Source organism: Helicobacter canis, from assembly GCF_900451095.1.
GTDB lineage: Bacteria > Campylobacterota > Campylobacteria > Campylobacterales > Helicobacteraceae > Helicobacter_B > Helicobacter_B zhangjianzhongii.
On sequence record NZ_UGHV01000001.1, the window covers coordinates 457,985 to 484,845 of the forward strand.

The following is a 26,861-nucleotide window of genomic DNA, read 5'->3' on the forward strand; positions in this document are numbered from 1 at the left end:
CATAAATGACACAAAACAAAAAGATCTTAATCATCGGTGCAGGACCTGCTGGGCTAAGTGCGGCTAGGGTGCTAAGTGAGAATGGATATAGCGTAGAGATTTTTGAGCTAGAAGAAAAAGTCGGCGGTATGAGTAAAAGCATAGAGCTATTCTCACAGATTGTGGATATTGGACCTCATCGTTTCTTTAGCAAAGATAAACGCCTAAATGACTTCTGGCACGCCCACACAAATGGTGAGTATGAGAAAGTCTCGCGTTTAACTAGAATCTTTTATAACCGCAAGTTTTTCTACTATCCTTTGCGTGGGTTTGACGCACTTTTTAAGCTTGGCTTCCTAGAATCCACTTTGTGCGTCCTAAGCTACATAAGGGCAAAAATTAGCCCCTTTAAAGGCGATAGCTTTGAATCTTGGGTGGCAAATGCCTTTGGCTATCGCTTGTATAGTATATTTTTTAAGGGCTATACAGAAAAGCTCTGGGGGATTAAAGGCAGCGAGCTAGATGCGGATTTTGCCGCACAGCGCATTAAAGGGCTTAATCTCTATGAAGCAGTAAAATCAGCATTTTTTGGTGGTGGAGGTAAAAAGCATAAAACCTTAGTTGATGAGTTTAGCTACCCCAAAAAGGGCTGTGGCGTGGTGTATGAAAATATGAAAGATGAGATTATAAAACGCGGAGGTGTGCTGCATTGCGATATTGAAGTGCTAGGTATTACAACGCAGGGCAAAAAGGCAGTAGGCATTAGCACAAACAAGGGCGAGTTTAGCGGGGATATTGTGATTTCAACCGCACCTTTTAGGGATATGGTGCTGTCTTTAGAAGAGCTGGATTCTGGTGTGAAAGATTTGGCTAGAGGGCTAAAATTTAGAAACACGATTTTAGTTTATGTAGAAGTAAAGAATTCGGCTTCGGGTGAGCATTCCGCAGATTTTGGTGATTTTGAGGCAACCGCAGACCTCAAGTCTAGCTCTGCCCCAAAATCCCCAAAAAACTACGAAAGCCCCACCGCAATTCCTAGAATCCTAGATTCTAAGAGTGCGACCCAATCGTCATTGCGAGAGAGCAAAGCGAACGAAGCAATCCATACAAATACACAAAAAATAGATTCTAGTGTGGATTGCCACGCCACTGCTTCCGCAGTGTCTCGCAATGACAGAAATTTGGATTCTAGTAATGAAATCCAAAATTTAAACGACTCCACAAAGGATTCTAGGATTTGCGATGATAAATCGGGGCTTTTCAAGGACTCTCAAGGGCGCGCACTTGGCGTGCGTAACCGCAGAGAGTCCGCAGAAATCGCCGATTTATCGCGCAAAGCCGAATCCACCACCCAAAAAGCTCAACCATTATTCAAAGATAATTGGATTTATGTGCATAGCAAGGATACCCAAACCGGCAGGATCACCAACTTCGCCAATTGGACTAAAGATTTGCAATGCGGACAAGACTCGGCGATTTTATGCCTTGAATATTGGGCAAATGATGATGAAGCCTTGTGGAGTCTAGATGATAACGCCCTAAGTGAAATGGCAAAAAGAGATTTACTAGAATCTAAGCTTGTAGCAGACTCTAGCCTTATCAAAAACACCAGCGTGCTTAAAATCCACAAAAGCTATCCTGTGTATGAGAAAGGCTATAAAGATAACTTGCATAAAATCTATAAAGCCCTAGATAGCTTTAAAGACTTGTATTTCATCGGGCGAAATGGGAGCTTTAAGTATAACAATCAAGACCATAGCATTCTTATGGGGCTAGCGTGTGCGGATAAGATTTTGGGCAGGGAGTGTGATTTGTGGGATATTAACACGGACTATGACTATCAAGAAAGCGACAAAGCTTAGGATTCGGTCTTGGGTGAGCATTCCGCAGATTTTGGGGATTTTGAGGCAACCGCAGACCTCAAGTCTAGCTCTGCCCCAAAATCCCCAAAAAACTACGAAAGCCCCACCGCAATTCCTAGAATCCTTGAAGAAGAAAAAGGGGCAGTGTCGCTAGAATCCACTTTTGAAAAATCGCCAAAAGTGGATTCTAGGAATGATTATTCTGCTAGCGCAGAATCTATGGATTGCCACGCAATCGCTACCGCGTGGGCTTGCAATGACAGAAGCAACGCCGCTTTTCAAAAAGTGGATTCTAGCAATGAAGCTCAAAACACAGAAAATGTGTTTTGAGCCAAGCAACTAGGCGGCAGGATTTTTCTAAAGAAACTTCGCTTTGCTCGTTTTCTAAAGAAACTTCGCTTTGCTCGTTTTGATGAAAAAGCGGGGTTGTGCAGCCTTTTGCGCGGAGATAAGACTGATGGTCTATCGCACAAGCAAAAGGCAAACTCCCCGCTTTTTCGCAAAAAGCCAACGCCAAACCAACACAAAGGAGCAACAATGCTACACAATCTTCTTACACGATTTCTGCAGACTATAGATTCTATCACGCAGAAACGCGTATATATCGCTAGCTTTATGTTGCTTGTGCTGCTTGCCACAAGCGCGCTATTTTACCAGCACGCCAATCACTTTAGCGATGTGGATTACCATATCCCAGCGACTATTCTAGCCCAGAGCCACGGCTATGATTTAGAGGGCTATGGACTAAGCTTTGTCAAAAGCGATGAGCTAGGCGCGCTCTCCTTTAGCCATTATCAATCTGCCATAGGAGTGCAGGGCTTTTTCTATGCGTGGCTCTATCAAAGCTTAGGATTAGAGAATCTAAAGCCTTTATACAAGCTTACTGCCTTTTGCAATGCGCTGGCGTTGCTTATATGTGCATTTCTGCTAGGTAGAATCTTTGGCAGAGCATTTGGGATCATCTTTTTTCTCTCGCTTTTTACAAGTAGCTGGGTGGCAAATTTTAGCGGGAGTCTTTACTTTAGCTTTGGCTTTTGGATTCTTCCGGCGATTTTAGCCTTTAGCATATATATATATATATTCGGGGCGCAATATCGGCACAATCATCGCTCTATGCCTATGCTTTAGCCTTGCCATAGCCCTGCGTGCAAGTATGAGCTATGAGTTTCTTACTAGCATTATTCTCTTTTCTCTTAGTCCATTTATCGTTAGCTTTCTCTATGGAGTGCTTACAGACTCTCAAAGCCCCTTTCTTAGCCTTTCAGCAAAAAAGGCTTTCAAATATGGCTTAGGGCTGTTTGTCCTTGCTTGTATAGGCTTTTTGCTTACCTTTATGATCCATACTTATATCCGCGGTGGTGGGGATCTATGGGCTGGGCTTATGGATATTTATCACAATGACTTTTTACGCAGAATGCTAGGGGGCAGCGCGAAAGACTTTGACCCCGTTTATGCCGCCTCGCTTAATGCCAATGCCCTAGAAGTTATTAGCATCTATCTTAGCAAGCCCTTTATGCTTCTTTGGCTTGGGGTAGCTGTAATTGCTTGTGTTAAAGAGTCTAGCAAAGAGTATAGAGCCTTTTATATCGCCTTGCTTGTGTGCTTTGCCCTGCCTGCATTAAGCTGGTTTGTGCTTGGTAAGTCGCATAGCTATATTCATAGACATTTTTGCTTTGTGTTATGGTATTTGGGCTTTTGGGCGAGTATCATCTATGTGCCTATTTACTGCTTATACCGCAGGCTCTGCCACCCCACTTGCTAAAGTGCTACAATATCCGCTTTACTCCGCCCGTTCAAAAGGTTTCTAATGAAGCGATATTGTTTTTTGCTCCTATTGCCCCTGCTCTATACACTCACACTACACGCCGCCCTAGAATCCACTTTAGCACAACAAGTGGATTCTAGGGAGAACGCCCCCACTCTGTCATTGCGAGGGAGCGAAGCGACCAAAGCAATCCACAAAGAATCCGCACAAGTGGATTCTAGCCACGCAACAACTCTAAGCAAGCCAGCAAAGGATTCTAGGATTTTGGAGCTAGAATCGGGGTTTTTCGAGCCGCGCAAGGATAATAAGACTAGAGGTCTATTGACGCAGCGCGGCGATGAAATCCACGATTCTAGCCCAAAACCAGCGACAGCGGTGCAAGGCGGAGCCGCAGCAGGTTTCTTTAGAAAAGCCGAATCCACCAAACAAAAGCCAACGCCAGAGACAAAGAAAGCCCACGCCCCCAAAGACACCCCCATAAAGGTGCATACAAGTGTAGATACCTTCTGCTACACGCCCAAGCCCACTAGCAGCGGGATCTACTTGCAGCTAAACCTCTGTGGCAATGACGCCTCCCAAAAAGCACGCTATGATGTCTTCTCGCGCCTTGCGTATAAGCTTAATGGCAGCTGGTTTTGTATCACCGCGCCTGATTCTGTGAGCAAAGGCAGAGCGGCAAAAGACTATGCCCTGCTCACACCTTGTGCTATCAATAGCCCCGAGCAGCAGTGGATACTCAAAGATATGCACTTTTACAACGCCAAGCAAACCTATATGCTAAAAGACGATGGCAGCTACATTTATGCTGCTAAATTACGCGATTCCTCACTGCCGCGCCACACACTTAGCAGCGATATGCAAAGCTGGATAGATACCATAGCCCAGCCGGGCAGCCTTAGTATAGAGACCTTTATCGCGTGGGATTTGCCCTCCAAATTTGGCAATGAACGCTACTTCCTAGCGGGCAATCACTCCAGCAAAAACACTACGCCCATTTACTACAATCTCCAAAATGGGCATATCGCTCTTTTTAATGCCCCAAATGCTAGGCTTGATTGCGCGTATGCTGATGATAATGGCGCGCAGTGGGAGTGGATATGGTGGGCAAAATGCAGCGATGAGACTCCGCCTAAGCTCAATAAGGCGCATTGGAAGCTTATCCCCACCAAAGCAAATGAAGTAGCCTTGCTCAATTTTCAAAACAACCCCTTGCGCCTTACGCGCTATGGGGCTTCGTGGGGTGCACCTTATATCGTTACCCCAGAATATATGCAAAGTGATATAGGCAATTCTGCCATCTCTAGCTTTGCCCTAAGCAATGACGCGCTAGAGTGGCTGCGGTTTATCAACGCTAATGCCGGGGAAAATCTAAGCACCTGCCCCGCCCCAAGCTATGAGCCTAGCCCTGCTGCCGCTGCCAAAGTCCGCCACAAACGCTCTCCCAAGCCCACGCCCCTGCCCTCAAACTTCCGCTTTAGCAGTGAGTGGCGCGACCGCTTTTTAGCCATTATTACTACAACTGATAGCTCGATGAGCGCGGCTGGGATTTGCGGGGTGTGTCTTTTGCAGTCTTTTCAAATTGTCGCAGAGATTTTAGAGAATCCTAGCAGCCCTAGGCGCAGTGGGGGCTACTTTTTTGACACACAATATGGGGCAAATCCTTTTGTCTCCTTTGGGCTTAGGCACTCGCTTTTGTATGAGAGCTTGCACGATATTTTAGGGTGGTTTCGCCTGTATGTGCGGCGCGAGTTTGTTACCCCAGAGTTTATCTCCCTAAGTAGCAATAACACCGCCGTGGCAAGCGCGATTTCCCTGCTGCCCCAATATGATTGGAATATCCCAATCCTTGGGCTAAATCCCGCGCAAAACAACCGCGTAGCTGAGCATATCCTGCGCTCACCGGGCGGGAGCGTGTTTATCTTGCTAATGGATCTAATCACGCCAAGTGGCGATAGAGGCTCGCACGCTATGGTGGCGATCCGCACCAATGATGGCACGCGCATTATCCCCACAAATATTTTGATGAGTCAAGAAGAGTTTGCCACTTACACGATCCCTGTTTATACAAGGCAGGATTTTTTGGCGCGTTTGGTTGAAGGGGGCTATACTTTAGAGCGGCTCGCTGCTCTGCAAGCAAGCGCGTATCACACACTGCCCTTTGCTAGCGTGGTGTCAGTGGGGGATTGCAGTGGCGATGGAGCAAATCGGCGCGGAAGTGGGGGTGCGTTTGGGGTGGAGGGGGTGAATCAGTGCGCAAGTGGGCGGTGCTTATGGTAACAATAAAGGATTCGGCTTTGCGCGATAAATTGGGGGTTTCATCGCCGCGCTGCGTCGATAGACCGCAAGTCTTATCTCCTTGCGCGGCTTGAAAAACCCCAATTTCTCATCGCAAATCCTAGAATCCAGCAGCGTGGCTTGGGAGTCCTTGTGGGTAAGCGAAACGATTGCGCTATTTTTCTAAAGAAACTGCGCTTCGCTTGTTTTAGGGGAGCCGCAGACCTCTAGTCTAGCTCTCCCCTAAAATCCTTAAAAAGCCCCACCAGCAATACCGCAATGCTTAGAATCGTGTCGGCGGTGGTTGCTACTTGGCTACAAAACACATTGTAAGCCTATCCCCAAAAATCGCGCGGAGTTGCTTAGACTTTGGGCGGTTTGAATGAAAATCCTAGAATCCACTTTTTACACCTTACGCCTATTTTCTATCGGTGCGAGCGGTGCTTGCACCGAGCGGCAAAGTGTGGCTTCTTTAGCAATCCATTTTCAAAAAGTGGATTCTAGTGGGAGAGTGGATCGCCACGCAATCGCTACCGCGCTTGCTCGCGATGATAGAAAGGCAGCGTAGCGCAAGGCTCGCGAGTGAAAGGAATGGGTTGTCATTGCGAGAAATCCGCAAGGATTTCGTGGCAATCCATACAAAAATATATCAACCCCCTAGAATCCACTTTTTTAATTTTTCCCCTTACATTTTTAACATTTCTCTAGAATCCACTTTTGAAAAAGTGGATTCTAGGGACAACGCTCATTTTCTATCATTGCAAGCGGTGCTTGCGCCTCGAGCAAAGTGTGGCTTTTAGTATCCTTTGGCACTTTGACTACTGCTGCAAGCTCCCCACAAGCCCAAAAATGATAGAATCCACCTTACTCCTACACCACAAGGACTATAATGAAGCTAGATTCTAGGATACAAATCGCCCTGATCACCTACTTTCTCTGTGTCGCACTCACGCTTTGCATATTTGGGGGCTTACGCCTTGCTAGCACAGATAAGCTACTACAAGCAGATATACGCATAATCAACACCCTAGATTCTAGCGATCAAGCCCACCACTACACCGCTAAGCTCATCTTCTCAAACCCCATCTTTCGCGCACATAAAGATGCCGTGGCAATCACTATCCACAGCATAGAATGGGATCTAGCCAAAGCCCCTAGCTTCACACACCAAAGCCCAGATAGCAACCGCCTAGAGCTTATCTCACAATCCCCGCTAGAGCTTGGGAGCGACATTGGCATACTCACTTATAGCACTAAGATTCTAGCCACGCCCTTGCAAGCCGCACTGCAATGCCTTAGCTTCGCGCTTTTACTATGGCTTATGATTATTTTTATCCAAAGAGTAGCAAGCTTAAACGCCCTTTACCCAAAATCCACTTTTACTACTTCTAAATTCTCTTGGGGGGGGCATACAAGCCTAGCCCCACTTACTCGCAGAGACAAGGCGTTTTTGTGTGCTAGCTTTGGGCTTATTGTAGGGCTTTTTGTCTTTCAGTTGTGGCTAGGCTTCCCGGGCTTTCACATCATCGGCGATACTTATGGCTCCATTGCTTTGATCAAAGATAATTGGCACCCTGTGTTTATCCCTTATGTGCTAGAGCTGCTTTATACGCTCTTTGGCAAGCATCTTTACTATCTCTATCTATGGAATCTCGCGCCTTTTTATGTGGGGCTTTTGTTTTTGGTGTGGGGATTTTACCTGCGCTTTCGCTCACTCTGGGCTTTGGGGCTGCTTTTCCCTATATTTGTGGGCAATATCTATTTCCAAAATTTCGTGCAATACCACAGCTTCGCGCTGCCTATGCTGCTATTTTGCGCATATAGTATGGTGCTTTTCGCCCTGCTGGTGCCGGTGCGCTTCCCTAAGCTTTTGTGGGGGGCGATTTTTGTGGTGCTATTTTTCGCGCTGCTATGGCGGCATAATGCGATATTTAGCGTCTTTCCCATAAGCTTTGTGCTGGTGTATGTGTGGCTACAAGATAGGGGGCTAGATCCCAAGACCTTTGCACGCAGCTTTGGCAAGGGCATTGTCCTAGCGGCGATCATCTGCCTTAGTATCGCTACCATAGTCCCAAAGCTGCTTACAAAAGGTGTCGCCTACCCCACAAACGCCACATTGCTCCACCAAATCGCCGGCGCGTGCGTGCCAGCTGATGATGCTAGCTGCTTTAAGCAAGAATGGTATCTCCCCAATAAGGGCTGGGAAGATGTAAAAGCCCTTTACACAAGCAATTTGCTTTATGCTGATGTATTCAATGTCCCTTGGGCGCACGATGACCTACGCCCAATCCCACACGGCAAGATAGAGGGGCTAAAAAGGCAGTGGATTCTAGCCATTGTAAAGCACCCCATAAACTTCCTAGCCCACGAAATGCGCTTTTTAAAGGCAATGTGGATACAAGCCCCGGGGTGGATCTTTGATAGCACAAAAATACAAGAGAAGCCCACGCACCCTTGGCATATTGAAGCGACCAAAGACTTCCCCAAAAATGAGCAAAGTATCACCCTAAGCCCCTTGCAAACTAAAATTTATGACTTTTTATACACGCACAAGCTCACGCTTAATCACATTTATGGCGTGTTGCTAAGCCTTTTTGTCCTGCTTGCTTGCTTTGTGCTATGGATTTATACGCCAAAAATGCGTAGCCCTCTGCTACTCTTTAGCTTTAGTGCTGCTTTTGCTGGGTTTTTTAGCGCGCTTTTTATCGTGGCTTTTACCCCTGTAACAGAGACGCGCTATATGTCGCCTGTGCTGCCGCTTGGGATCATCGCTTGTATAGGGCTTGTGGCAGCCCTGCTTCATACCAAAAGTATTTATCAAGCCCTTAGCTCCAAGTAGGCACAATTTGCGCATTTGTATTCTAAAATCCACTTTCAAGGAGGCATAATGTTGCAGCTACTTTTCCGCATTTTAGAGGGCAAGCGAGCAAGCTTTGAGCAGGCATTACATAATGGCGATTTAGCACGCGAGATCCCCATAGAGCCAGAGTCCAGCCTACTCATCTGTGGTAATGGCATTTTCCCCTACACTGATGATGAGAGCTTGCAAGGGCTTATAAAATCGCAGTTAGGGGGGGATTAAATAGGGATTCAGCTTGCGGGCTAGAATCGTGGATTTCATCGCCGCACTTCGTCGATAGACCACTAGTCTTATCTTCCTTGCGCAGCTTGAAAACAAGCGAAGCGGTGCAAGGCGAAGCCGAAGCAGGTTTCTTTAGTAAAAGCCACGATTCTAGCTCCACAATCTTAGAATCCAAAGCCCAAAGTGAAAAATCCCCAATAGTCAAAGCCACATTTTTAGCGCAAAAATCTTTCCGCGAGCAAGTTGCATTAAAAAGCACGCAAAGCAAGCCTTTCTCATCTACAATCCTAGAATCCAAAAGCAGTAATGAAAACCACAAACCCAACTGCGAGCAAATTTCCCTAGAATCCACTTTTTCACAAAGCCACGATTCTAGCTCCACAATCTTAGAATCCCAAACGCCCAAGCCTTACAGCAACTTCCATTTCCAAGATATTTTTGGCAATTTTCATCGCTTTTTCCGCCCTTATACCTACCGCTTCCGCGCACTTTTTGTGCGAGTCTATCCACAAGCCTACTGCTATAGCGATGATAGCGAGATAGTCATCACCAAATCGCATAAAGCTATCATTTCACAAAGCTCCTACCCCACCCACGCTTTCGCCCTGCCTAAAGGCGCATCACTTGCTCGCAAGCTCCTAGAGTCCTTAAAGCAGTGCAAGCTATGGGCTAGATTCTACTACCAAAGGCTCTTTAAGCTCCATAGGGTCAATGGCTCTCTAGCCCTGCTCCACCAAGCCACCAACTACTACCATTTCCTAAGCGAAAGCATAGCCGCCCTAGAGCAGATCCGCCGCAGTGGGCTAGAGCCAGACTACTACCTCCTAGCCAAAGATATGCCCTATCAAAGGCAGATGTGGCAGATTCTCCAAATCCCAGAATCTAAAATCCTCCCCCTAAACCCACGCCGACTAATCCAAGCCCAACGCCTAATCGTCCCAACTTTTATAGCCAACTTTGAGAGCGTGGAGTGGCGCAGTGGGATTACACATCATCGCACACTTGCGCTGCCACTACTCTTGCAGCAGTTTTATAGAGACTTTGCCAAGCTCTTACCCCCACCCAAAGCCCCAACGCACAAAAAGCGCAAAATCTTCCTAACACGCCCAAGCGATTCCAACCGCCACCTAGAAAACGCCAAAGAAGTAGAATCCACTTTTGCGCGCTTTGGCTATGAGATTATCCTGCCAGATAGCCTAAGCCTAGAGAGCCAAGCGTGTATGGCAAGGGAGAGTAGCATTCTGGCAAGCCTGCACGGCGCAGGACTTAGCAATGCCTTTTTTATGCAAGAAGGCGCGATTGTGTTTGAAATCTTCCCGCAGTATTATCACTACTCTTGCCCGCAGTTTTGCGCACTGCTTATGGGGTGCAGATACTTCTATATGGTAGCGCAAACCACAGATACCACCCCGCACCCCCAGCAAGAGAGCGCGTATGTCTGCCCTAAAGAGCTGCAAAAAGCGTTACAAAAGCCAGAATCCTATCTCTAAGCCACACATAAAGCCTGCAAAACACCCAAATTTTGCGCTAGAATAAAGTGCTTTACTACTTACTACAAAAGGAGTGCAGATGAAAACAAGTTCAAAGCTCACAAATCTTATGAAATTATGCAGCGGCGCGGTTGTCGCAAGCGTGCTTAGTGTGGGGCTTCTAGGCTGTGGCGATACACCTAAAGAGCAAGAAGTCTATACGATCAAATTCTCCCATGTCGTTAGCTCTGGCACGCCTAAAGGCAAGGCGGCAGATCTCTTTGCCAAGCGTGTAGAAGAGCTAAGTAATGGCAAAATCAAGGTCGAAGTCTTCCCCTCTACGCAGCTTGTCGATGATGACAAAGTCTTCCAAGAGCTTAAGCGCAACAATGTCCAAATGGCAGCCCCAAGCTTCTCCAAATTCACGCCCATTGTCAAAGAGTTTAATCTCTGGGATGTGCCATTTATCTTCCGCGATAATGAGCATTTGCATAAGGTGATGGACGGCGAAGTGGGCGATATTTTGAAAGAAAAAATCGCACAAAAAGGCTTTATCGCTCTAGATTATTGGGACGCTGGATTTAAGCACTTTAGCTCTAATAAAAAGCCCATTGTCCTACCAGAAGATGCTAAAGGACAGAAGCTTAGAATCCAAACTTCAAAAGTGCTAGAAGAGCAGATGAAAGCCATCGGCGCAAATCCGCAGGTCATAAACTTTGGTGAAGTGTATTCCGCGCTGCAAACAGGCGTAGTCGATGGGACAGAAAACCCACTCTCAAACTTCTACAACTCCAAATTCTACGAAGTGCAAAAGTCTCTCACACTCTCTAGCCACGGCTATTTAGGCTATCTTGTCGTGATGAGCGAAAAGTTTTGGAACGAGCTGCCAAGCGATTTGCAAGATATAGTCAAGCAAGCGATCAAAGAAGCCACAGATTTTGAGCGAGAAGAGAGTGCCAAAGATGAAGCCCAGCTGCTAGCAAACTTGAACAACTATGCCAAGCAAAGTGGCAAGCTTGAAATCTACACGCTTTCTAATGAGCAAAAAGCAAAGTGGGAGAGCGTGATGAAAGCTATTTATCCTAAGCTCTATGACATCGTGGGAGAAGAGCTAATCCAAAAAACCCTAGAGACAAACTAAAGAATCGCGCGTGAAAAGAGTGTTGCGATTTTTAGCTGCGCCTTTTATCTGGGCGCACCTAAACCCTAGCGTGCAAAAATTTTTCAAAGTCCTTGATACAATCATCGCACAAATCAACAAAAACATCGCCGTGCTTGGGCTTGTAGCTGGGGTGGTGATTGTAGCTATCAATGTCTGCTTGCGCTTTGTCTCAAGCTTTTATCCTAGTATCCATTCACTTCCTTGGGGTGAAGAAGTCTCAAGCTACTGCTTTATTTGGAGTGCGCTTTTTGGCTCGGCGTATGGCTTCCGCAAGGGCGTGCATATCTCTGTAATGGTGCTTGTAGAAAAATTCCCGCCACAATGGGCAAAAGCTAGCATAATTTTCTCCCATATTCTTAGTGCGTTGTTTTTGGCGTTTATGGCGTGGGCAGGGATTGTAACTTGTGAGCTTTACTATGATCTTGGGCGATATTCTGAAGCCTTGCACGAAGTGCCTTTGTGGATATTCCTGCTCTGCTTGCCTTTGGCATTTATCGGGGCGACTTATCGCGTGTGTGAAAAGATCTATGAAGTCTCTTTCACACCAGCAGAGCTTGTCGCCAAAAAAACGCAAGATGAAATTATCCACGATACAGCGATCAAAGAATAGCTACTACAACTTTCTCAACTAGGAGTGATTATGAGCCTTGCGGTGCTATTTATCCTACTTTTTGTGCTGCTGCTTTTGGGCGTGCCTGTGGCAATCGCGCTAGGCATTAGCTCTCTTATCTGCTTGCTGCTTTTCACAAGCCACAATATAGCCGGAATCCCAGATATATTTATCGCAGCATTTAAGCCCACACTTATGGCGATACCTATGTTTATCCTAGCAGGCTCTTTGCTTAGTAAAGGCAGTGCGGCGGGGCGGATTGTGGATTTTGCCAAATCGCTTGTGGGGCATTTGCCCGGTGGGCTGCCTATGAGCGCGATTCTAGCGTGTATTATCTTTGCCGCAGTGAGTGGCAGCTCTCCTGCCACGGTTGTCGCCATAGGATCAGTGATGTTTGTCGCCCTCTCTCAAGCAGGCTATCCTAAATCCTACTCCGTGGGGGCGATCACTACTGCTGGGAGTCTTGGGATTTTGATCCCACCTTCTGTGGTGATGATCGTCTATGGGGTTACAGCAAGCGGGCTAAGCGATTTACACGGAAGAGAAATCGCTGTCTCTATCGAAGCTCTTTTCAAAGCTGGCGTGCTACCGGGGCTACTTGTAGGGGGACTTATGATGCTCTATACATACTTTGGGGCGAAAAGGCTTGGCTTTAAGCGCGGTGAGAAAGAGAGCCTAAAAGCACGCTTAAGAGCCTTTGGGAGGGCATTTTGGGCGTTGCTTATCATCGCTGTGGTCATTGGCGGGATTTATGGCGGGATCTTTACCGCCACAGAAGCCGCTGGGATAGCAGTGGTCTATGCCTTTATCATCTCTGTATTTGTCTATAAAGATTTGCGGCTTAAAGATCTCTATGCGGTGTGCCTTGATGCTGCCATTACTACGGCGATGATTTTTCTTATCATCGGCTGTGCGGTGGTATTTGCGCATTTTCTCACAAGCGAGCGGATACCACACGCCATAGCGGCATTTCTCATCGAGCAGAATATGAGCTGGTGGGTGTTTTTGATCGTGGTAAATATCGTGCTTTTTGTGATGGGGCAGTTTATGGAGCCTAGCTCTGTGGTGATGATTATGACCCCGCTTTTGCTCCCCATAGCTGTCTCACTTGGGATTGATCCTATACACTTTGGGATCATTATGGTGCTAAATATGGAGCTTGGTATGATCACCCCTCCTGTGGGGCTTAATCTCTTTGTCGCAAGCTCGCTCACCGGACTTGGACTTAAAGATGTCGTGGTGTCTGTGCTGCCGTGGTTTGCTGTGATGCTTGTGGGGCTTTTGCTTGTTACTTATATCCCGCAAATCTCACTCGCGCTTGTGTGAGATATATAAGGAGATCTATGCACATATCTACAAAGCTATCACATTTAAAGAACAATCCTCATCAAGTATTCTTCTCCCTTGATCTTTGGCTTTTGGCTATTTGGGGCTTTTTGCTACTTGGTGTGGTCTCTAGGCTCTTTGTCTATCTTGATTGCCAAAATTTATGGCTAGATGAAGCATTTTTGGCAAAAAGTATTTACCACACGCCTTGGGGGCAGATTCTAGGCAAGCCACTTGAGTGGGGTCAAGCAACTCCGCTGGGATTTTTGCTTATCACCAAAGGGCTTGGCGAGATGTTTGGACACGGAGAAATGGTGCTGCGGTTTTTGCCATTTTGCGCTTCTGTGGCGTTGCTTTTTGTATTTTGGGCGATTACAAAAGAGCTGCTTGCACCTAAATGGCAGCTTGTGGCTATAATGATCTTTGTCGGCAGCAAAACGCTTGTATATTACGCCGCAGAGTTTAAGCAATACGAGATCGAAGCCCTGTGTAGTGCCATTTTGCTGCTGGCGTTTATAAGAGGGGCTAGATTTTCTACATTTTTGCTTCTAAGCGCGGTGGTCGTGTTGTTTTCTTATGGTGGGGTGTTTTTGATCTGTGGATTAGGTGCTGGCTATATCTACCGCCACAGACAGAATTTGCCGCATTTTATCAAGCACAATGTGCTTGCAGCCCTCGCCTTTAGCGTGTATTTCGCGCTGCTGTATTTCTACTATATCGCCCCTCAAGCAGTGCCGGGATTTAAGCAGTGGTGGGGGGCTCTGGCTGGATTCCCACCGATCAATCCCATAGAGCTTGTGCGGTGGCTTTCTGCGCAGTTTTTGCCAGCTATTAGGGATTTTGCCCTTGGTGGTAATATAAGAGCATTATGGCTTTTTGTGCTGCTCACACTTCTTGGGGTGTTGTATATCGCTAGAGTCCAGCGCGCCCTTGTGGCTGGGCTTGTGTGCTTTGTAGCGATATATTGGCTGGCAGGGTTTATGAAGCTCTATGGCTTTGCCGTGCCTTATAATATCCTAGGTGCTAGGCTCGCACTTTTTTGGCAGCCATTATTTGTGCTTTGCGCAGCTTGCGGTATCGCGTGGCTCTATGAGAAGCTTGCTAAATCGCGGTTGGGGGGGGGCGCAAATATCTATCTCTTTGCAGCGATATTACTCTACATCGCTAGCATATCTATAAAAAACAATCACCAAATCCTCACACACTCTTTCCCCAAGGGCGATATGAGCGCGCTTATCCTCCATACACAAAACAACATCAAGCCAGATGATGTCCTGCTTATGCAGCACGCTACACAATCTGTCGCAGAGTATTATCAATATCGGCATAATTTCTACCCAGATCATACATATATCGCTACAAATGCGTGGGCAGGCTCGCTACTCCCACTCATACAAGAATCCAAGCACGATAGAGTGTTTGCCATCTTGCAAAACAACGATCAGCAATACATTCAAGAGATCAAAGATACTTATCCGCACGCTATCCATTTGGATTCTGGATTTAGCTTATTTATCATCGATAAACATCAATGAAATTGTTCTTGCGCGTGTAGCCCCTAGAATCCACTTTTTGAAGGGATTCGGCTTTGCGCGATAAAGCAGGGAGCTTGCCTTTTGCTTGTGCGATAGGCAACCAGCCTTATCTCCGCGCAAAAGGCGGCGCAACCCTGCTTTTTCATCGCAAATCCTAGAATCCCAAAGCGGTGATGAAACAAGCCTAAAGCCCCTAGAATCCACTTTGAGATCCAAACTCTGCTATAATGCAAACCCTTACTTCAACACAAGCGAGAATCTATGCAAACACAATGCAGTATGAAAAACTCTCTACACAACATAAACGCAAATAGCTCTCTTTGGACATACCTAGCCATTATGGCACTAGCCCTTGGCGTGCTTGCTAGAATCTACTGCTATATATGGCACAAGGATTTATGGCTTGATGAAGCGATGCTAGCTTTTAGTGTCTATGGCATTTCTTTTACAGAGCTATTTTTCACGCCGCTTCCTTTCACGCAGGCTGCGCCGCTTGGCTTCTTGCTTGTATCTAAGGCTTTGGGCGCGGTGTTTGGGTATAGTGAGTGGGTGCTGTATCTCCTGCCCTTTGTGTGTGGGCTTGGCTCGCTCATCTTGGCATATATGATTGGCAAAAGACTCTTTCCTCCCTTTGGGTGCTTTGTGTTTATCCTGCTTGTGGTGGGGAATATGGGACTTTTGCACTACACTACGGAATTTAAGCAATATGGGATCGAGGCATTTTGTAGCTTTCTAATGATATATATATATATATATATTCGCGTTTGGAGCAAGACTACAAGCCGCTCTATCTTAGCCTAAGCATTATTGTTTGCTCGCTTTTTGCCTATACGGCGATATTTCTTGGCGCGGCGATGTATTTGGCACTATTGATTGGGCATAGACATAGGATTCTAGGCTTTTTGCGATCGCATATCTTGCATTTTTTACTTTTGGGTGGATTTGTCGCGCTCTACTATCTGCTCTATATCCGCTATCAAAGGGTTGAGGGATTCTACACATATTGGCAGAGCTTCTTTCTCCCGCATTCCTTAAGCGCGTATCCAGCCTTTATCAAAGGCACTTTGCTTGGCGTGCTTGAAGGCTTCACGCCCTTTATCAAGCCTGAAGCTGTGCCTGTGTATATGTGTATGGGGCTGCTTGGATTAGCGATCGCCTATAAGCAATCGCGCTTTATTTTCACCCTGTGTATATGCGCGCTTGTGGTGTGGGTCGCGCTATCTTTATGTAGGATCTACCCCTTTGGGCATAGTGGCGTGATAGGCGGGCGACTCTCGCTCTATATGACGCCGATTTTTAATCTGCTGTGCTGCTACTTTTTGGTCGCGCTTTTTGGTCGCTGGAAGTGGGCTGGACTCGCGCTTGTGGCGGGGATCTTGGCAGTTACTCTGCTGCGCTATGGCAAGATCTACCCTAATTGGCACTATATCCAGCAGACCCACGCCCTTACCACTACACTACAAACGCAAGCAAATAGCGATGATCTCGTGCTAATTTATCACGCTTCAAAGCCTGCGTTTTTGTATTACAGCTTTTTAGATGGCTATGGCATAGCCGATACGCAAGATACAAAAAGCCCAAAAGTCTCGCAAACCTCACGACAATCCCCCTACACCGGCGTGCGATTCACCACCTTTGACAAAGACTTGACACAATTAGAGCAGACCTTACGCCAAGCGCAGTCTAAGCGCGTATATCTGCTAATCTCCCACTATGAAGAAGAGTGGCTACAAGACTTGCGCGAGACTCTCTTGCGCCTAGATTCTAGCGCGCAATATATCCAAGGCAATGGCGGCTGGGGAAGCTACCTCATAGTCATTAGCCTAGATTCTCTCCCCTAGCTTCATTTTGACTTTGACAATCCAGCTGACTGATGATTCTAGGGTATTGGTGTAAGAGCGCGTATTGGCAAACTCTGCTATAATGCAAGCCTTTACTTTAATATAAGCGAGAATCTAATGAGAACACAATGGATACAAGAGCGTCAAAATGACCCTATAAAAACCCAGCTCCACTACGCCAAGCGCGGTATCATCACGCAAGAAATGCGCTATATCGCTAATATCGAGCATTTAGACCCAGAGCTTGTGCGCAAGGAAGTCGCCAAAGGGCGGCTGATAATCCCAGCAAATATCAATCACACAAACCTTGTCCCTATGGGCATAGGCGTGGCACTGCGCACCAAAATCAACTCCAACATCGGCTCAAGCCAGATCTGCAACTCTGCAGATGAAGAAGTAGAAAAGCTCAAAGTCTCTATCAAATACGGCGCGGACACGGTGATGGACCTAAGCACCGGCGGCGATCTTGATAAAATCCGCACCGCTATCATAGGGGCTTCTAGCGTGCCTATCGGCACTGTGCCGATGTATCAAATCCTGCACGATGTGCAAAATGATGTGCTAAAGCTAGATATTCCCACAATGCTCGCTACCTTAGAGAAGCAAGCGCGCCAAGGGGTGAGCTACTTCACTATCCATTGCGGATTTTTGCTCGCACATATGCCAGCAGTTTCTAGGCGCAAAATGGGCGTAGTATCGCGCGGCGGCAGCCTTATGGCAAGCTATATGCTGCATTATCATAGGGAAAATCCATTCTATGAAGCCTTTGATGAGATCCTAAAAATCTGTCAAAAATACGATGTCAGCCTAAGTCTAGGCGACTCTCTGCGCCCGGGCTGCTTGGCAGATGCCAGCGATGAGGCGCAGTTCGCCGAGCTAAAGGTGCTAGGCGAGCTGGCTAAACGCGCTTATGAAGCTGATGTGCAAGTGATGATAGAAGGACCCGGACATGTCCCGCTTAATCAAATCGAGCGCAATGTCAAGCTGCAAAAGGAGTATTGCAACGAAGCTCCCTTTTATGTGCTAGGACCGCTTGTAACAGACATCGCCGCGGGCTATGACCATATCGCCAGCGCGATCGGGGCTTGCGTGGCGGCGTGGAAAGGCGTGGCTATGCTCTGCTATGTAACGCCAAAGGAGCATTTAGGGCTGCCCAATGCCAAAGATGTGCGAGAGGGGATCCTAGCCTACAAAATCGCCGCCCACGCCGCAGACATCGCACGCGGCAGGATCAAAGCAAGGGAGCGAGATGACGCGATGAGCGATGCGCGCTATGCCTTTAACTGGAACAAGCAATTCGAGCTAGCCCTAGACCCAGATAGAGCTAGGGAATACCACGATGAAGCCCTGCCGCAAGAAGTGTTTAAAGAAGCGGAATTTTGCTCGATGTGTGGTCCAAAGTTTTGCAGCTACAAAATCACGCAGGATATTTTCAAGCAGTATGGCGATAAGGTAAAGGAGCTAGAGCAAGCCTAGATCGGCTCTAAGCCATACGATTTTAACAATTTGTGTGGATTCAAAAAGTGGATTCTAGGCACTTTTGAGCGTTGTTGTTAGAATCCACTTTTTTATCGTCATCGCGAGCGAATGAAACGAGCGTGGTGATCCATAGAATCCACTTGATGAGATACTTCGCTGCTATGACAAGGGACTAGGTTGGTGTGACTAGAATCCACTTTTGAAAAATGGATTCTAGGCTGTGGATCGCCACGCTCGTTTCACTCGCTCGCGATGACGGGAAAAGGGTTTCATCGGCTCGCGATGACAGGGAGTCGGCTTGTGGTTTGGATTTGCTAGAATCCACTTTTGCAAAAGTGGATTCTAAGGCTTGCGCGGTGTGGATTACTAAAGAAGCTGCGGCTTTGGCTTGCTTTACCTTGTTTGTGGAGTTTATGGATTGCCACGCCGCTACTACCACAGCGGCTCGCGATGACAGAAATGCCGAAGTTTCAAAAGTGGATTCTAGTGTTTGGTGGATCTAGCTTGATTGCTAGAATCCACTTTTAAGAAATGTGTAGAAGCAGATCTAGCTCGCCCTACTTCACCGGCGCGCTGAAGTAGATCTCTACTTGTGTCCAGCTTCTGCCCTCGTGTAGTGTCTCGCACGCTTTAGCAAGCTTGGCAAACGCCTCACTAAGCCCAAAATCCAGCACATCAATCACGCCCTTTGCTGTGAGTGTGCCGTTTTGGATCGTGTATTGCATAGGGACTTTTTGGCTTTTGCCATTCATCGATACGCTTGCTAGCATTGTGCCTAAATTCTCCCCTGCTACGACTTCTCTAAAGACCACGCGGATAAGCTGCTTGCCCTTTTTGTCCTGCTTAAATTGGGAGAAAAAGTTTGCCTTTAGGCTTGTATCTTTGGCTGCATCGCCGAGATTTATGGCATTTGCCTCCATTGTAGCACTTGCTCCTTCTAGCTGGAGAGCTATGCTATCGCCCTTTTTGAACTTAAAGACAATATTATTAAATGTCCCGCCAACGGCAAGCTTTTTAGGCGACTTATAGGCGGTGAACCCCGCCTTGGCATTGGCTGTGTCAATGCTCTTGGCAGAAAGCATTGAGAGAGAGGCTACTGCTAGGAGTGCTAGCACTTTGTGAAGTCCTAAAGATCGCATTGTAAGTCCTTTGATATGAAATGTGATAAGCAAGCATTGTAGCGCAAGTGCGCGCAATCTTAGCGCGTGGATTCTAGCGATGAGCTGCATTGGGTCATTTTGCTACATTTTGGGCTAGAATCTAGGGTAAAAGCGTTGGGGATTGTTTCTTAATATCTGCTATAATGCGCGCGATGTTCGTAGAGAGTAAGCAAGGGGAGCAATGTGAAACTAGTGCGATGTATGATAACTATTCTCGCTCATAAGTCGCGTGGTAATGGTATTTCTGGGGGGGGGGGAATATGCGCGCGCTGATACTCGCCCCATTTGTGCTGGCTCTGGGGTTACCTGTCTTTGCGCAAGAGAGTGAAGATATAACAAATAGTGTTTATAACCTAAACAACAAAACCGACGCTACTGCAAAGACCTTTATAGTAAAAGATGTAGAAACCTACAAATCTGGCGACACAGAATTTACCCACAAATATGAAAATGGCGAACTTGTCTTTAACGGCAAGCTTACCTTTAATGTCGCAAGTGGCTGGGACTGCGTAGGGCTACCTTGTGGGAGCAAAATCACTGGAAACTTTGAAGCTAAAGAAATCAACCTAAATGGCACCCAAATCGCGGCGGGGCGAGATGGGGCTATGGGGGTTGGAGTGTTTAACTTCACTGCCACAGATAAGCTCACTGCTAATAATCTCTCCCTAACTTTTGCTGCAACTAGCAGGAACTCCCACGCAAACTTCAAAGCAGATTCTATCTCTATGGAAAATGCGAAGTTTTATGTCAATGCTGGCGGACATACGCTGAAGTTTGAATCAAATAAAGACATAGATATAAAGGGCAGCAGCTCTTATATGAATCTCTATGCTGGCAGTGTCGCTTTTGGCGGAGCTACTGCGACATTTAAGGGGGAGAATCTAAACTTTGCAGGCACGATTGTGTTAGGGCGCGAAAACGACGGCTGGCTAGATTCTGCGCTAAATGGTGCGAAAATCTATGTAGAAGACATCAAGGGCAAAGCAAGCTTTGGCACGATCAAATCGCGCAAGGGGCATATCATCGCCAATGGCAATATGTCTATCGATACGCTAGAAATCCTCCAATCCGCACAAGGAGCAACAGGGAATGACATCAGCCCAGAATCTAGGCTATTTCTAAAAGACAATGGCACCTATACGATCAAAAATCTCACCCTACACGATGATCAAGCAAGCTCTCGAGCGTGGCTCTATGTCTATGGTGGGACAGGCTCTAGCTTGACAAGTGAGAATATCACGCTAGGGGTTAATGCTGCTTTCCATAGTGGTGGCATAGCAAACCTAACAAGCAAGAGCTTGACGCTAAAATCTGGGGCTGCTTTCCACGGCGGTGCTATCACACACACCAAGGTCGATACTATCACGCTAGGCAGCAATTCTGTCGCGCACTTTCACAACCTCACCCTAACCCCCGGTGGGCAGATTGTGATGGATGCTACCAACACCCAGCTCGTGCTAGATAATCAACTAGTCAATGGCACAAATGAAGCAGGCAAGCTAGAGCTAGGTGTATCGATTAAGGACTCTCACTTGCACAATGGCTATGGCAAGCCCCTACTTGCTATCACTAATGCTGGGAACAATTTAGAAAACATTCATTTCAAAGCAGGCGAAGTAAAAAGGCTCATTGATGCAGGGGAGATTAAGTATAACTTTGTGGATTCTAGTGGGCAGACTTCTCTAATCCATTGCGATGGCAGTGAGAAAGAAAAATGCGAGAGTATCAAAAACCTTATAGGAATCTATGCGGGCAATATGCCTACACAAGATCCTAATAACCCAGACTATGCCAAAGATCGCTATGATCTCTCTGCCATTGGGCTTAAATATGAAAAGGTGCTCACTTATAATTACATAGGGCTAAAGATTAGCTCTAATAATGCTAATAACCCCTATGAAATCGGCGATATTCGTTACTATCTCTATGAGAAATGTGGGCAAGAGTGTGTAGAGAAGATAGGCTCTATCTCTAACACTGCTACAATCACTCAAGAAGTGCAAACACAGCTTAGTGGCGATGGCAAGCAAATCTATGTGTATGAATACACAGATTCTAGTGGCAAGCTTAATAAGGTCTTTTGCAACTCTACTGATGCAGAGCAATGTAAAAAAGACAACAACATCACAGAATCAAGCACCACTCTAACCCAATCTAATGCCACACAGGTAGAATCTGACATCTTTGAGTGGCTAAACTTTCTCTCTATCTATGATAAAGGTATCACTTGGACAGGAGCAAATGTCTTAAACTATGATTTAGACTTCTTCTTACACACAGCCAATCAGCTTAACAACACCCTAGATCAAATCGCCTCTATTGATAGAAAGACTTCTACTTCTGCTTCTACAAGGCTTGCAGCAGATATTGCTAGGAGCAATCGCCTAGTCAAGCTCTCAAACTTTAACACAAACAATGCGAGCAATGCCTTTGCAGCTCTAAGGGCTAAGTCTCTAGCCCATCTCCCCCACTATGCAGAATCTAGCAATATAGCAAGTGATACATCTCCTAGGAAAAACCCTGCCTTTTTGTATAAGTTTAGCAATCGCCACGACTTTATGAATAATATCTGGGCGACAGCCATTGGCAGCACAAGCTTTGTCAAAAATGGCAATGGCACGCTCTATGGACTAAATGTGGGCTATGACCGCTTTATCCCCCTAGGGGAGAATGGGCTAATCCTTGGTGGCTCTACTTCCTATGGCTATGGGACTTACAGCGCAGATTTACTCAAAAACCACAGCCACAATGTCAATGCAGGATTCTACTCTAGGGCATTTATCGCTAATCACGAGATAGACTTCACTGCAAACTACACCCTAGGAGTGAATAATGAAGATATTGTTACAAGAGATAATGTCTGGCTTTCTTCTTTAGGACAAAGCTATGGCTACAACACCCACACAATCAACATCAATGCCCACTATGGCTACATCTTTGGCACAAGCAATAAATCCCTAGTCTTTAAGCCTATGGGAGGACTTAGCTACTATGCTATCAATGTTGGTGAGATAAATGGTGGTGATAAATTTATCAACGCCAATCCAGAGTCAAATATCACACCAGATTCTAGCAATATCGCCATAGAAAGCCCCCATACACAAAGACACTTACTAGCTTTAATGCTTGCACTAGAGACAAGGCAGTATTTCTCTCAAGCTAGTTATTGGTTTATCAACATTGGAGCACAAAAAGACCTCTATATCTCTAATGGCAATAGAGAGCAGGTGCGGTTTGTGGGGAATAATTCTCTAAGCTATCGTAGTAATGATGGGCTTAATACCCATTTGCTTGGCACAGCAGGTGGAGAAGTGCTACTAGGCAAGCAGACATTTATCAACTTTGCTTTAGGGACAAAGATAGGGCTAAGCTATAAGGATATTAACCTAACAGCAAACCTAGGGGTTAGGTATGTGTTTTAGGGACAGACACTGCATAAAGTCTAATGGATTCTAGCGATTGGTAGAGTAATGTTACAAATCTCTATGCTTATTTGGTGATTTTGTTACTTTTTGGCTAGTTTTTTGCTTTTGCTTGGGATTTTGGTAGAAAATCCTACGCTTTACATCTCGCTGCCTATTATAATGGCTGGAAATCTACAAAGGAGCAAATGATGAACTCGATAATCAAAAATCTAGTTTGGCTACTTGTCGCTGTGGTAGGTGCATTCTACTTCGGTATGTTGGCACTTAACACTGGCGAAGAAGTCAGCGCGACTTGGCTTGTGATAGCCTCTGTGTGTATTTATATGATTGGCTATCGCTTTTATAGCAAATACATCGCGGAGAAGGTCTTTGAGCTTGATGATAATCGCGCGACATCTGCGGTCATCAATAATGATGGGAAAGACTTCGTCCCTACAAATAAAGTCGTGCTTTTTGGGCATCATTTTGCCGCAATCGCTGGGGCTGGTCCGCTTGTAGGTCCAATTCTCGCGGCGCAAATGGGCTATCTGCCTAGTATGATCTGGCTGCTTGTTGGGGTCGTGCTTGCTGGTGCGGTGCATGACTTTACCGTGCTGTTTATCTCTATGCGCCGCAATGGTCGCTCACTAGGTGAGATTATCAAAGAAGAAATGGGTAAAACAACTGGCTCTATCGCTATGGTGGGGATATTGTTTATTATGCTTATTATTGTGGCGATTTTGGCGATGGTTGTTGTCAATGCGCTGGCTGATTCTCCTTGGGGACTTTTCACAATTGCTATGACAATTCCTATCGCTGTTTTTATGGGCGTGTATATGCGCTATTTGCGCCCCGGTCGTGTAGGTGAGGCTAGTGTGATTGGCTTCATCTTACTTCTTGCTGCACTTTACTATGGGCAAGCCCTAACAGACCCTGCCCACCCTTGGCACGATGTGTTCTTACTAAAGAAAACTACCCTTTCACTTATCATCATAGGCTATGGCTTTATCGCTTCAATCTTGCCTGTATGGTTGCTACTTGCTCCTAGAGACTACTTAAGCACATTCTTAAAAATCGGTGTTATCGTGGCGATGGCGATTGGGATTCTTATCGTCAATCCTGCTCTACAAATGCCGAAAGTTACGGCGTTTATCGATGGCACAGGACCGGTGTTTGCCGGATCGATTTTTCCATTCTTGTTTATCACAATCGCTTGTGGAGCTATAAGTGGATTCCACGCGCTTATCTCAAGTGGGACGACCCCAAAAATGGTAGAAAAAGAAAGCCACGCCCGCCCTATTGGCTATGGCTCTATGCTTATGGAGTCGCTTGTAGGCGTTATGGCTCTTATTGCTGCGTGTATCTTAGAGCCGGGCTTGTATTTTACGATAAATTCTCCGCTCGCTACGCTTGATCCTGCGGCAGCTAGCGCACTTAGCGCAGATATGAACACTATCGAGCAAAGCGTGAAAACAATCTTACAAAATGGTGGATTTGTCTTGCAGCCTGAAATGCTTACAAATGGACACTTCGTTACAATGATAGAAGAGACTACAAAAGCTGTAGGTGAGCCCACACTAGTGGCTAAAACAGGTGGTGCGCCGACATTTGCCGTAGGGCTTACACAGATTCTCCACGAAGTCGCTGGTGGCAAAGAATCTATCGCATTTTGGTATCACTTTGCGATTTTGTTTGAAGCACTCTTTATTTTGACAGCTGTTGATGCGGGGACTCGCTCTGGGCGATTCCTTATCCAAGATGTGCTAGGCAATGTCTATAAGCCTATGGCAAACACACAATCTGTCTTATGGGGTGTGGTGGCTTCCGCGATTTGTGTAGCTGGCTGGGGCTATCTACTCTATCAAGGTGCGATCGATCCACAAGGTGGGATTTTCACACTATGGCCACTCTTTGGCGCGAGCAACCAAATGCTAGCAGGGATCGCGCTCCTACTTGGCACAGTGGTGCTCTTCAAAATGGGTAAAGCTAAATATAGCTGGATTACTATCCTCCCTGCGGTATGGGTGCTTCTAACGACACTTTATGCAGCGATTCAAAAGCTTCTCCCAGCAAATGGCGAGCGCGTGCATGACGCAGTAAGCCATGTAGCCACAGCACAGAATCAAACTGCCTTAAAAGAAAAGGCTCTAGGCTTCATCACCAAGCTCCAAGAAATGGGTGCTGATGCAAGCACAATGCTTGAGGGCAAAACTCTTGAAGAGTGGCAGAAAGTCGTTAGCAAAGCTGACATACTTATCCACAACCACACTTTAGATGCGATTCTTTGCGCGTTTTTCATTTTTGTAACGCTTGTGGTAATTGGCGCGACAATTAGAATCTGCTATCTCACAGCAATTGGCAAGGGAGAAAAATTCCCACTTAAAGAAGAACCCTATCAAGAAAGCAAGAATTTCTCTATACAAGCACATTAGGCTTGTATAGGCATAAGGATCTTTCAATGCAAAATACAGCTGCAAAATCTTCTCCCGCTCAAGTGGGCTTAAGCGAAGCTAGATTCTACCCGCCTGTGCTGGTGAAGAAGGAAAATACCTTTACTCGCGTGTGGAGCAAAGTGCGGATTTTATATAAGAGAAGCGATAGGTTTTTCCACTTGCTTGTGGGGATGCCAAGCTATGATAAATATGTCGAGCATATGCGCACAAAGCACCCCGATAGAGAAATCAAATCACAAAAAGAGTTTTTCAAAGAAGCTCTTGAAGCTCGGTATAATGGCGGAGTAAATCGCTGCTGCTAGAATCTATGCTTTTAAAAACTCACAGCTACAAATAAAATCAAATAGTAGAATCTAAAGCAGATATAGTAGATAAAATCCAATCCCGACCCAAAAGGGCTAGCGGGATTATAGTCTTGACTCATAGCGTCTCAACATATAAAGTCGTTTAAGCATTTTCTTCTTAGCGTTTATCTTTTGTTTCTTGCGTTTTTCTGTTTTGCTTTCAAAAAACCTTCTAGCGCGACATTCTGTAACGACTAGATTCCGGTCTGTTTGCTTTTTAAACTTTCTATACGCTTCGTCAAAAGACTCGCCTTCTTTGACTTTTATGCCAGGCATTATGCATCACCTACTTTCGTTTGTTTTAGCCCTAAGGCGTGCGTATTCTATCACAATTTAAATTAGTTTTAAAAACACTTTTGATAGAATCCGCTCTTTACTTCATTTAAATATGTGCTCGTAGCTCAGCTGAATAGAGCAACAGGTTGCGGTCCTGTAGGTCGGGGGTTTGAATCCCTCCGAGCACACCACTTCACTGGATTTAGATTCTACTTCACTTGGGTTGTAAATGAACTTTTATGTAAATATATTTGCCCCCCCAAACGGATTCTACAAGCTTTAGCTTTTAGCGCACTCTTTGTCTATCAGCTTTTTGGATTAGATTCTACTAAGCCTGTTTTCACCACTTATGGCAATAGTCTTGCTTTGGGCATTTATGCAGACTTTAGTGAAAAGAGCTTTGCTGATGTCTATGCGCTTGGATTCTACTATGCCCAGCCTAATACATTCTTCCGTATCAGTGGCAGAATCAGCCTTGAGCTAGAAGCATTTTTGCCCATTAAGCCGCCATTAAAGCGGCAAATCATCTTTGGAGCAGCACAAGACATTATCCTACCGATTTATAAATCCCTATATACAGGCATTGGCATAGGGATTTATATACGATCAAATGAGGGAGATGATGGGAGAATCGGCAGTGCCTTTACCTTTGGGGAGAGAGTTTTTGCAGGATTTTATCACCGGCTTACTCATAAAACTACTATATTTTATGAATGTATCATTAAGCATTATTCAAATGGAAATTTAGAGCGACCAAATATAGGATACAACTACCTTGGATTAAACGCTGGCGTGGCGTTTTAATACCTAAGTATTGCATAAGAGCTTGGTAGATTTTGC

General features: G+C 46.0%; 26 protein-coding genes and 1 tRNA gene. 23 read left to right on the top strand and 4 right to left on the bottom strand.

Features of this window, described 5'->3' with window-relative positions:
- Positions 1–5: 5 nt before the first annotated feature.
- From DX060_RS02235 to DX060_RS02300, 14 genes are all read left to right on the top strand, one after another.
- Positions 6–1,841 carry an FAD-dependent oxidoreductase gene (locus tag DX060_RS02235; protein ID WP_115010955.1) on the top strand — a complete coding sequence of 612 codons (1,836 nt, stop codon included), beginning with the start codon at positions 6–8 and terminating at the stop codon, positions 1,839–1,841.
- 9 nt (positions 1,842–1,850) lie between these two features.
- Positions 1,851–2,171 carry a hypothetical protein gene (locus DX060_RS02240; RefSeq protein WP_115010956.1) on the top strand — a complete coding sequence of 107 codons (321 nt, stop codon included), beginning with the start codon at positions 1,851–1,853 and terminating at the stop codon, positions 2,169–2,171.
- Positions 2,172–2,378: 207 nt separating this feature from the next.
- Positions 2,379–2,969, top strand: a complete 591-nt coding sequence (locus DX060_RS02245; protein ID WP_115010957.1) for a hypothetical protein — start codon at positions 2,379–2,381, stop codon at positions 2,967–2,969.
- A 25-nt stretch (positions 2,970–2,994) separates the two neighbouring features.
- Positions 2,995–3,603, top strand: coding sequence for a hypothetical protein (locus DX060_RS02250; RefSeq protein ID WP_115010958.1), 609 nt, complete (start codon positions 2,995–2,997; stop codon positions 3,601–3,603).
- Positions 3,604–3,648: 45 nt separating this feature from the next.
- Positions 3,649–5,883: a DUF1561 family protein gene (locus tag DX060_RS02255; RefSeq protein ID WP_115010959.1), complete on the top strand. Its 2,235-nt coding sequence runs from the start codon at positions 3,649–3,651 to the stop codon at positions 5,881–5,883.
- A gap of 379 nt (positions 5,884–6,262) precedes the next feature.
- On the top strand, positions 6,263–6,448 hold the full coding sequence (locus tag DX060_RS02260; RefSeq protein ID WP_115010960.1) for a hypothetical protein: 186 nt from the start codon (positions 6,263–6,265) through the stop codon (positions 6,446–6,448).
- A 28-nt stretch (positions 6,449–6,476) separates the two neighbouring features.
- Positions 6,477–6,680, top strand: coding sequence for a hypothetical protein (locus DX060_RS02265; RefSeq protein ID WP_115010961.1), 204 nt, complete (start codon positions 6,477–6,479; stop codon positions 6,678–6,680).
- Between the two features lie 89 nt (positions 6,681–6,769).
- Positions 6,770–8,719: a hypothetical protein gene (locus DX060_RS02270; protein WP_115010962.1), complete on the top strand. Its 1,950-nt coding sequence runs from the start codon at positions 6,770–6,772 to the stop codon at positions 8,717–8,719.
- A 48-nt stretch (positions 8,720–8,767) separates the two neighbouring features.
- Positions 8,768–8,962 carry a hypothetical protein gene (locus DX060_RS02275; protein ID WP_115010963.1) on the top strand — a complete coding sequence of 65 codons (195 nt, stop codon included), beginning with the start codon at positions 8,768–8,770 and terminating at the stop codon, positions 8,960–8,962.
- Between the two features lie 77 nt (positions 8,963–9,039).
- Positions 9,040–10,452, top strand: a complete 1,413-nt coding sequence (locus DX060_RS02280; protein WP_181814142.1) for a glycosyltransferase family 61 protein — start codon at positions 9,040–9,042, stop codon at positions 10,450–10,452.
- A 109-nt stretch (positions 10,453–10,561) separates the two neighbouring features.
- Positions 10,562–11,572 carry a DctP family TRAP transporter solute-binding subunit gene (locus DX060_RS02285; protein ID WP_115012270.1) on the top strand — a complete coding sequence of 337 codons (1,011 nt, stop codon included), beginning with the start codon at positions 10,562–10,564 and terminating at the stop codon, positions 11,570–11,572.
- A gap of 10 nt (positions 11,573–11,582) precedes the next feature.
- Positions 11,583–12,203: a TRAP transporter small permease gene (locus DX060_RS02290; protein WP_309473185.1), complete on the top strand. Its 621-nt coding sequence runs from the start codon at positions 11,583–11,585 to the stop codon at positions 12,201–12,203.
- A gap of 30 nt (positions 12,204–12,233) precedes the next feature.
- Positions 12,234–13,529 (top strand): TRAP transporter large permease, encoded by a 1,296-nt coding sequence (locus DX060_RS02295; protein ID WP_115010965.1) that lies wholly within the window; start codon positions 12,234–12,236, stop codon positions 13,527–13,529.
- 17 nt (positions 13,530–13,546) lie between these two features.
- A complete protein-coding gene (locus DX060_RS02300) occupies positions 13,547–15,064 on the top strand; it encodes a glycosyltransferase family 39 protein (protein WP_115010966.1) in 1,518 nt (505 codons plus the stop codon).
- On the opposite strand, the gene DX060_RS02305 is transcribed toward DX060_RS02300, so the two are convergent.
- Positions 15,038–15,268 (bottom strand): hypothetical protein, encoded by a 231-nt coding sequence (locus DX060_RS02305; protein WP_181814143.1) that lies wholly within the window; start codon positions 15,266–15,268, stop codon positions 15,038–15,040. The genes DX060_RS02300 and DX060_RS02305 overlap by 27 nt on opposite strands.
- A gap of 57 nt (positions 15,269–15,325) precedes the next feature.
- Here DX060_RS02305 and DX060_RS02310 point away from each other — a divergent pair, with 57 nt between their 5' ends.
- The 3 genes from DX060_RS02310 (at position 15,326) to thiC (ending at position 18,381) form a co-directional block, all read left to right on the top strand.
- On the top strand, positions 15,326–15,865 hold the full coding sequence (locus DX060_RS02310; RefSeq protein WP_115010968.1) for a glycosyltransferase family 39 protein: 540 nt from the start codon (positions 15,326–15,328) through the stop codon (positions 15,863–15,865).
- Positions 15,829–16,905 carry a hypothetical protein gene (locus DX060_RS02315; RefSeq protein WP_115010969.1) on the top strand — a complete coding sequence of 359 codons (1,077 nt, stop codon included), beginning with the start codon at positions 15,829–15,831 and terminating at the stop codon, positions 16,903–16,905. Before DX060_RS02310 ends, DX060_RS02315 begins: the two co-directional genes overlap by 37 nt.
- 117 nt (positions 16,906–17,022) lie before the next feature.
- The gene (thiC, locus tag DX060_RS02320) at positions 17,023–18,381 is read left to right on the top strand and encodes a phosphomethylpyrimidine synthase ThiC (RefSeq protein ID WP_115010970.1); all 1,359 of its coding nucleotides are present in this window, start codon (positions 17,023–17,025) and stop codon (positions 18,379–18,381) included.
- Positions 18,382–18,556: 175 nt separating this feature from the next.
- Here the strand turns inward: thiC and DX060_RS11150 are convergent, their stop codons facing one another.
- Positions 18,557–18,709, bottom strand: a complete 153-nt coding sequence (locus DX060_RS11150) for a hypothetical protein (protein WP_181814144.1) — start codon at positions 18,707–18,709, stop codon at positions 18,557–18,559.
- Here DX060_RS11150 and DX060_RS02325 point away from each other — a divergent pair.
- Entirely contained in the window at positions 18,690–18,887 is a 198-nt protein-coding gene (locus DX060_RS02325; protein WP_181814145.1) for a hypothetical protein, read from the top strand. The two genes, DX060_RS11150 and DX060_RS02325, sit on opposite strands and share 20 nt — an antisense overlap.
- Positions 18,888–18,941: 54 nt before the next feature.
- Here DX060_RS02325 and DX060_RS02330 read toward each other — a convergent pair whose 3' ends face one another.
- Positions 18,942–19,523 carry a YceI family protein gene (locus tag DX060_RS02330; RefSeq protein ID WP_258552164.1) on the bottom strand — a complete coding sequence of 194 codons (582 nt, stop codon included), beginning with the start codon at positions 19,521–19,523 and terminating at the stop codon, positions 18,942–18,944.
- A gap of 281 nt (positions 19,524–19,804) precedes the next feature.
- Here DX060_RS02330 and DX060_RS02335 point away from each other — a divergent pair, with 281 nt between their 5' ends.
- The 3 genes from DX060_RS02335 to kcuS all read left to right on the top strand — a co-directional run bounded on the left by DX060_RS02335 (position 19,805) and on the right by kcuS (position 25,703).
- On the top strand, positions 19,805–22,966 hold the full coding sequence (locus tag DX060_RS02335; RefSeq protein ID WP_115010972.1) for an autotransporter outer membrane beta-barrel domain-containing protein: 3,162 nt from the start codon (positions 19,805–19,807) through the stop codon (positions 22,964–22,966).
- A 191-nt stretch (positions 22,967–23,157) separates the two neighbouring features.
- Positions 23,158–25,380: a carbon starvation CstA family protein gene (locus DX060_RS02340; RefSeq protein ID WP_115010973.1), complete on the top strand. Its 2,223-nt coding sequence runs from the start codon at positions 23,158–23,160 to the stop codon at positions 25,378–25,380.
- 101 nt (positions 25,381–25,481) lie between these two features.
- Positions 25,482–25,703, top strand: a complete 222-nt coding sequence (gene kcuS / locus DX060_RS02345; protein WP_407925328.1) for a KCU-star family selenoprotein — start codon at positions 25,482–25,484, stop codon at positions 25,701–25,703.
- A gap of 105 nt (positions 25,704–25,808) precedes the next feature.
- Here kcuS and rpsU read toward each other — a convergent pair whose 3' ends face one another.
- Positions 25,809–26,021, bottom strand: a complete 213-nt coding sequence (gene rpsU / locus DX060_RS02350) for a 30S ribosomal protein S21 (protein WP_023929699.1) — start codon at positions 26,019–26,021, stop codon at positions 25,809–25,811.
- 114 nt (positions 26,022–26,135) lie between these two features.
- Here rpsU and DX060_RS02355 point away from each other — a divergent pair.
- Together DX060_RS02355 and DX060_RS02360 are read left to right on the top strand one after the other, a co-directional pair.
- Positions 26,136–26,212 (top strand) — tRNA-Arg (locus DX060_RS02355).
- 175 nt (positions 26,213–26,387) lie between these two features.
- The gene (locus tag DX060_RS02360; RefSeq protein ID WP_181814146.1) at positions 26,388–26,825 is read left to right on the top strand and encodes an acyloxyacyl hydrolase; all 438 of its coding nucleotides are present in this window, start codon (positions 26,388–26,390) and stop codon (positions 26,823–26,825) included.
- Positions 26,826–26,861: the final 36 nt, after the last annotated feature.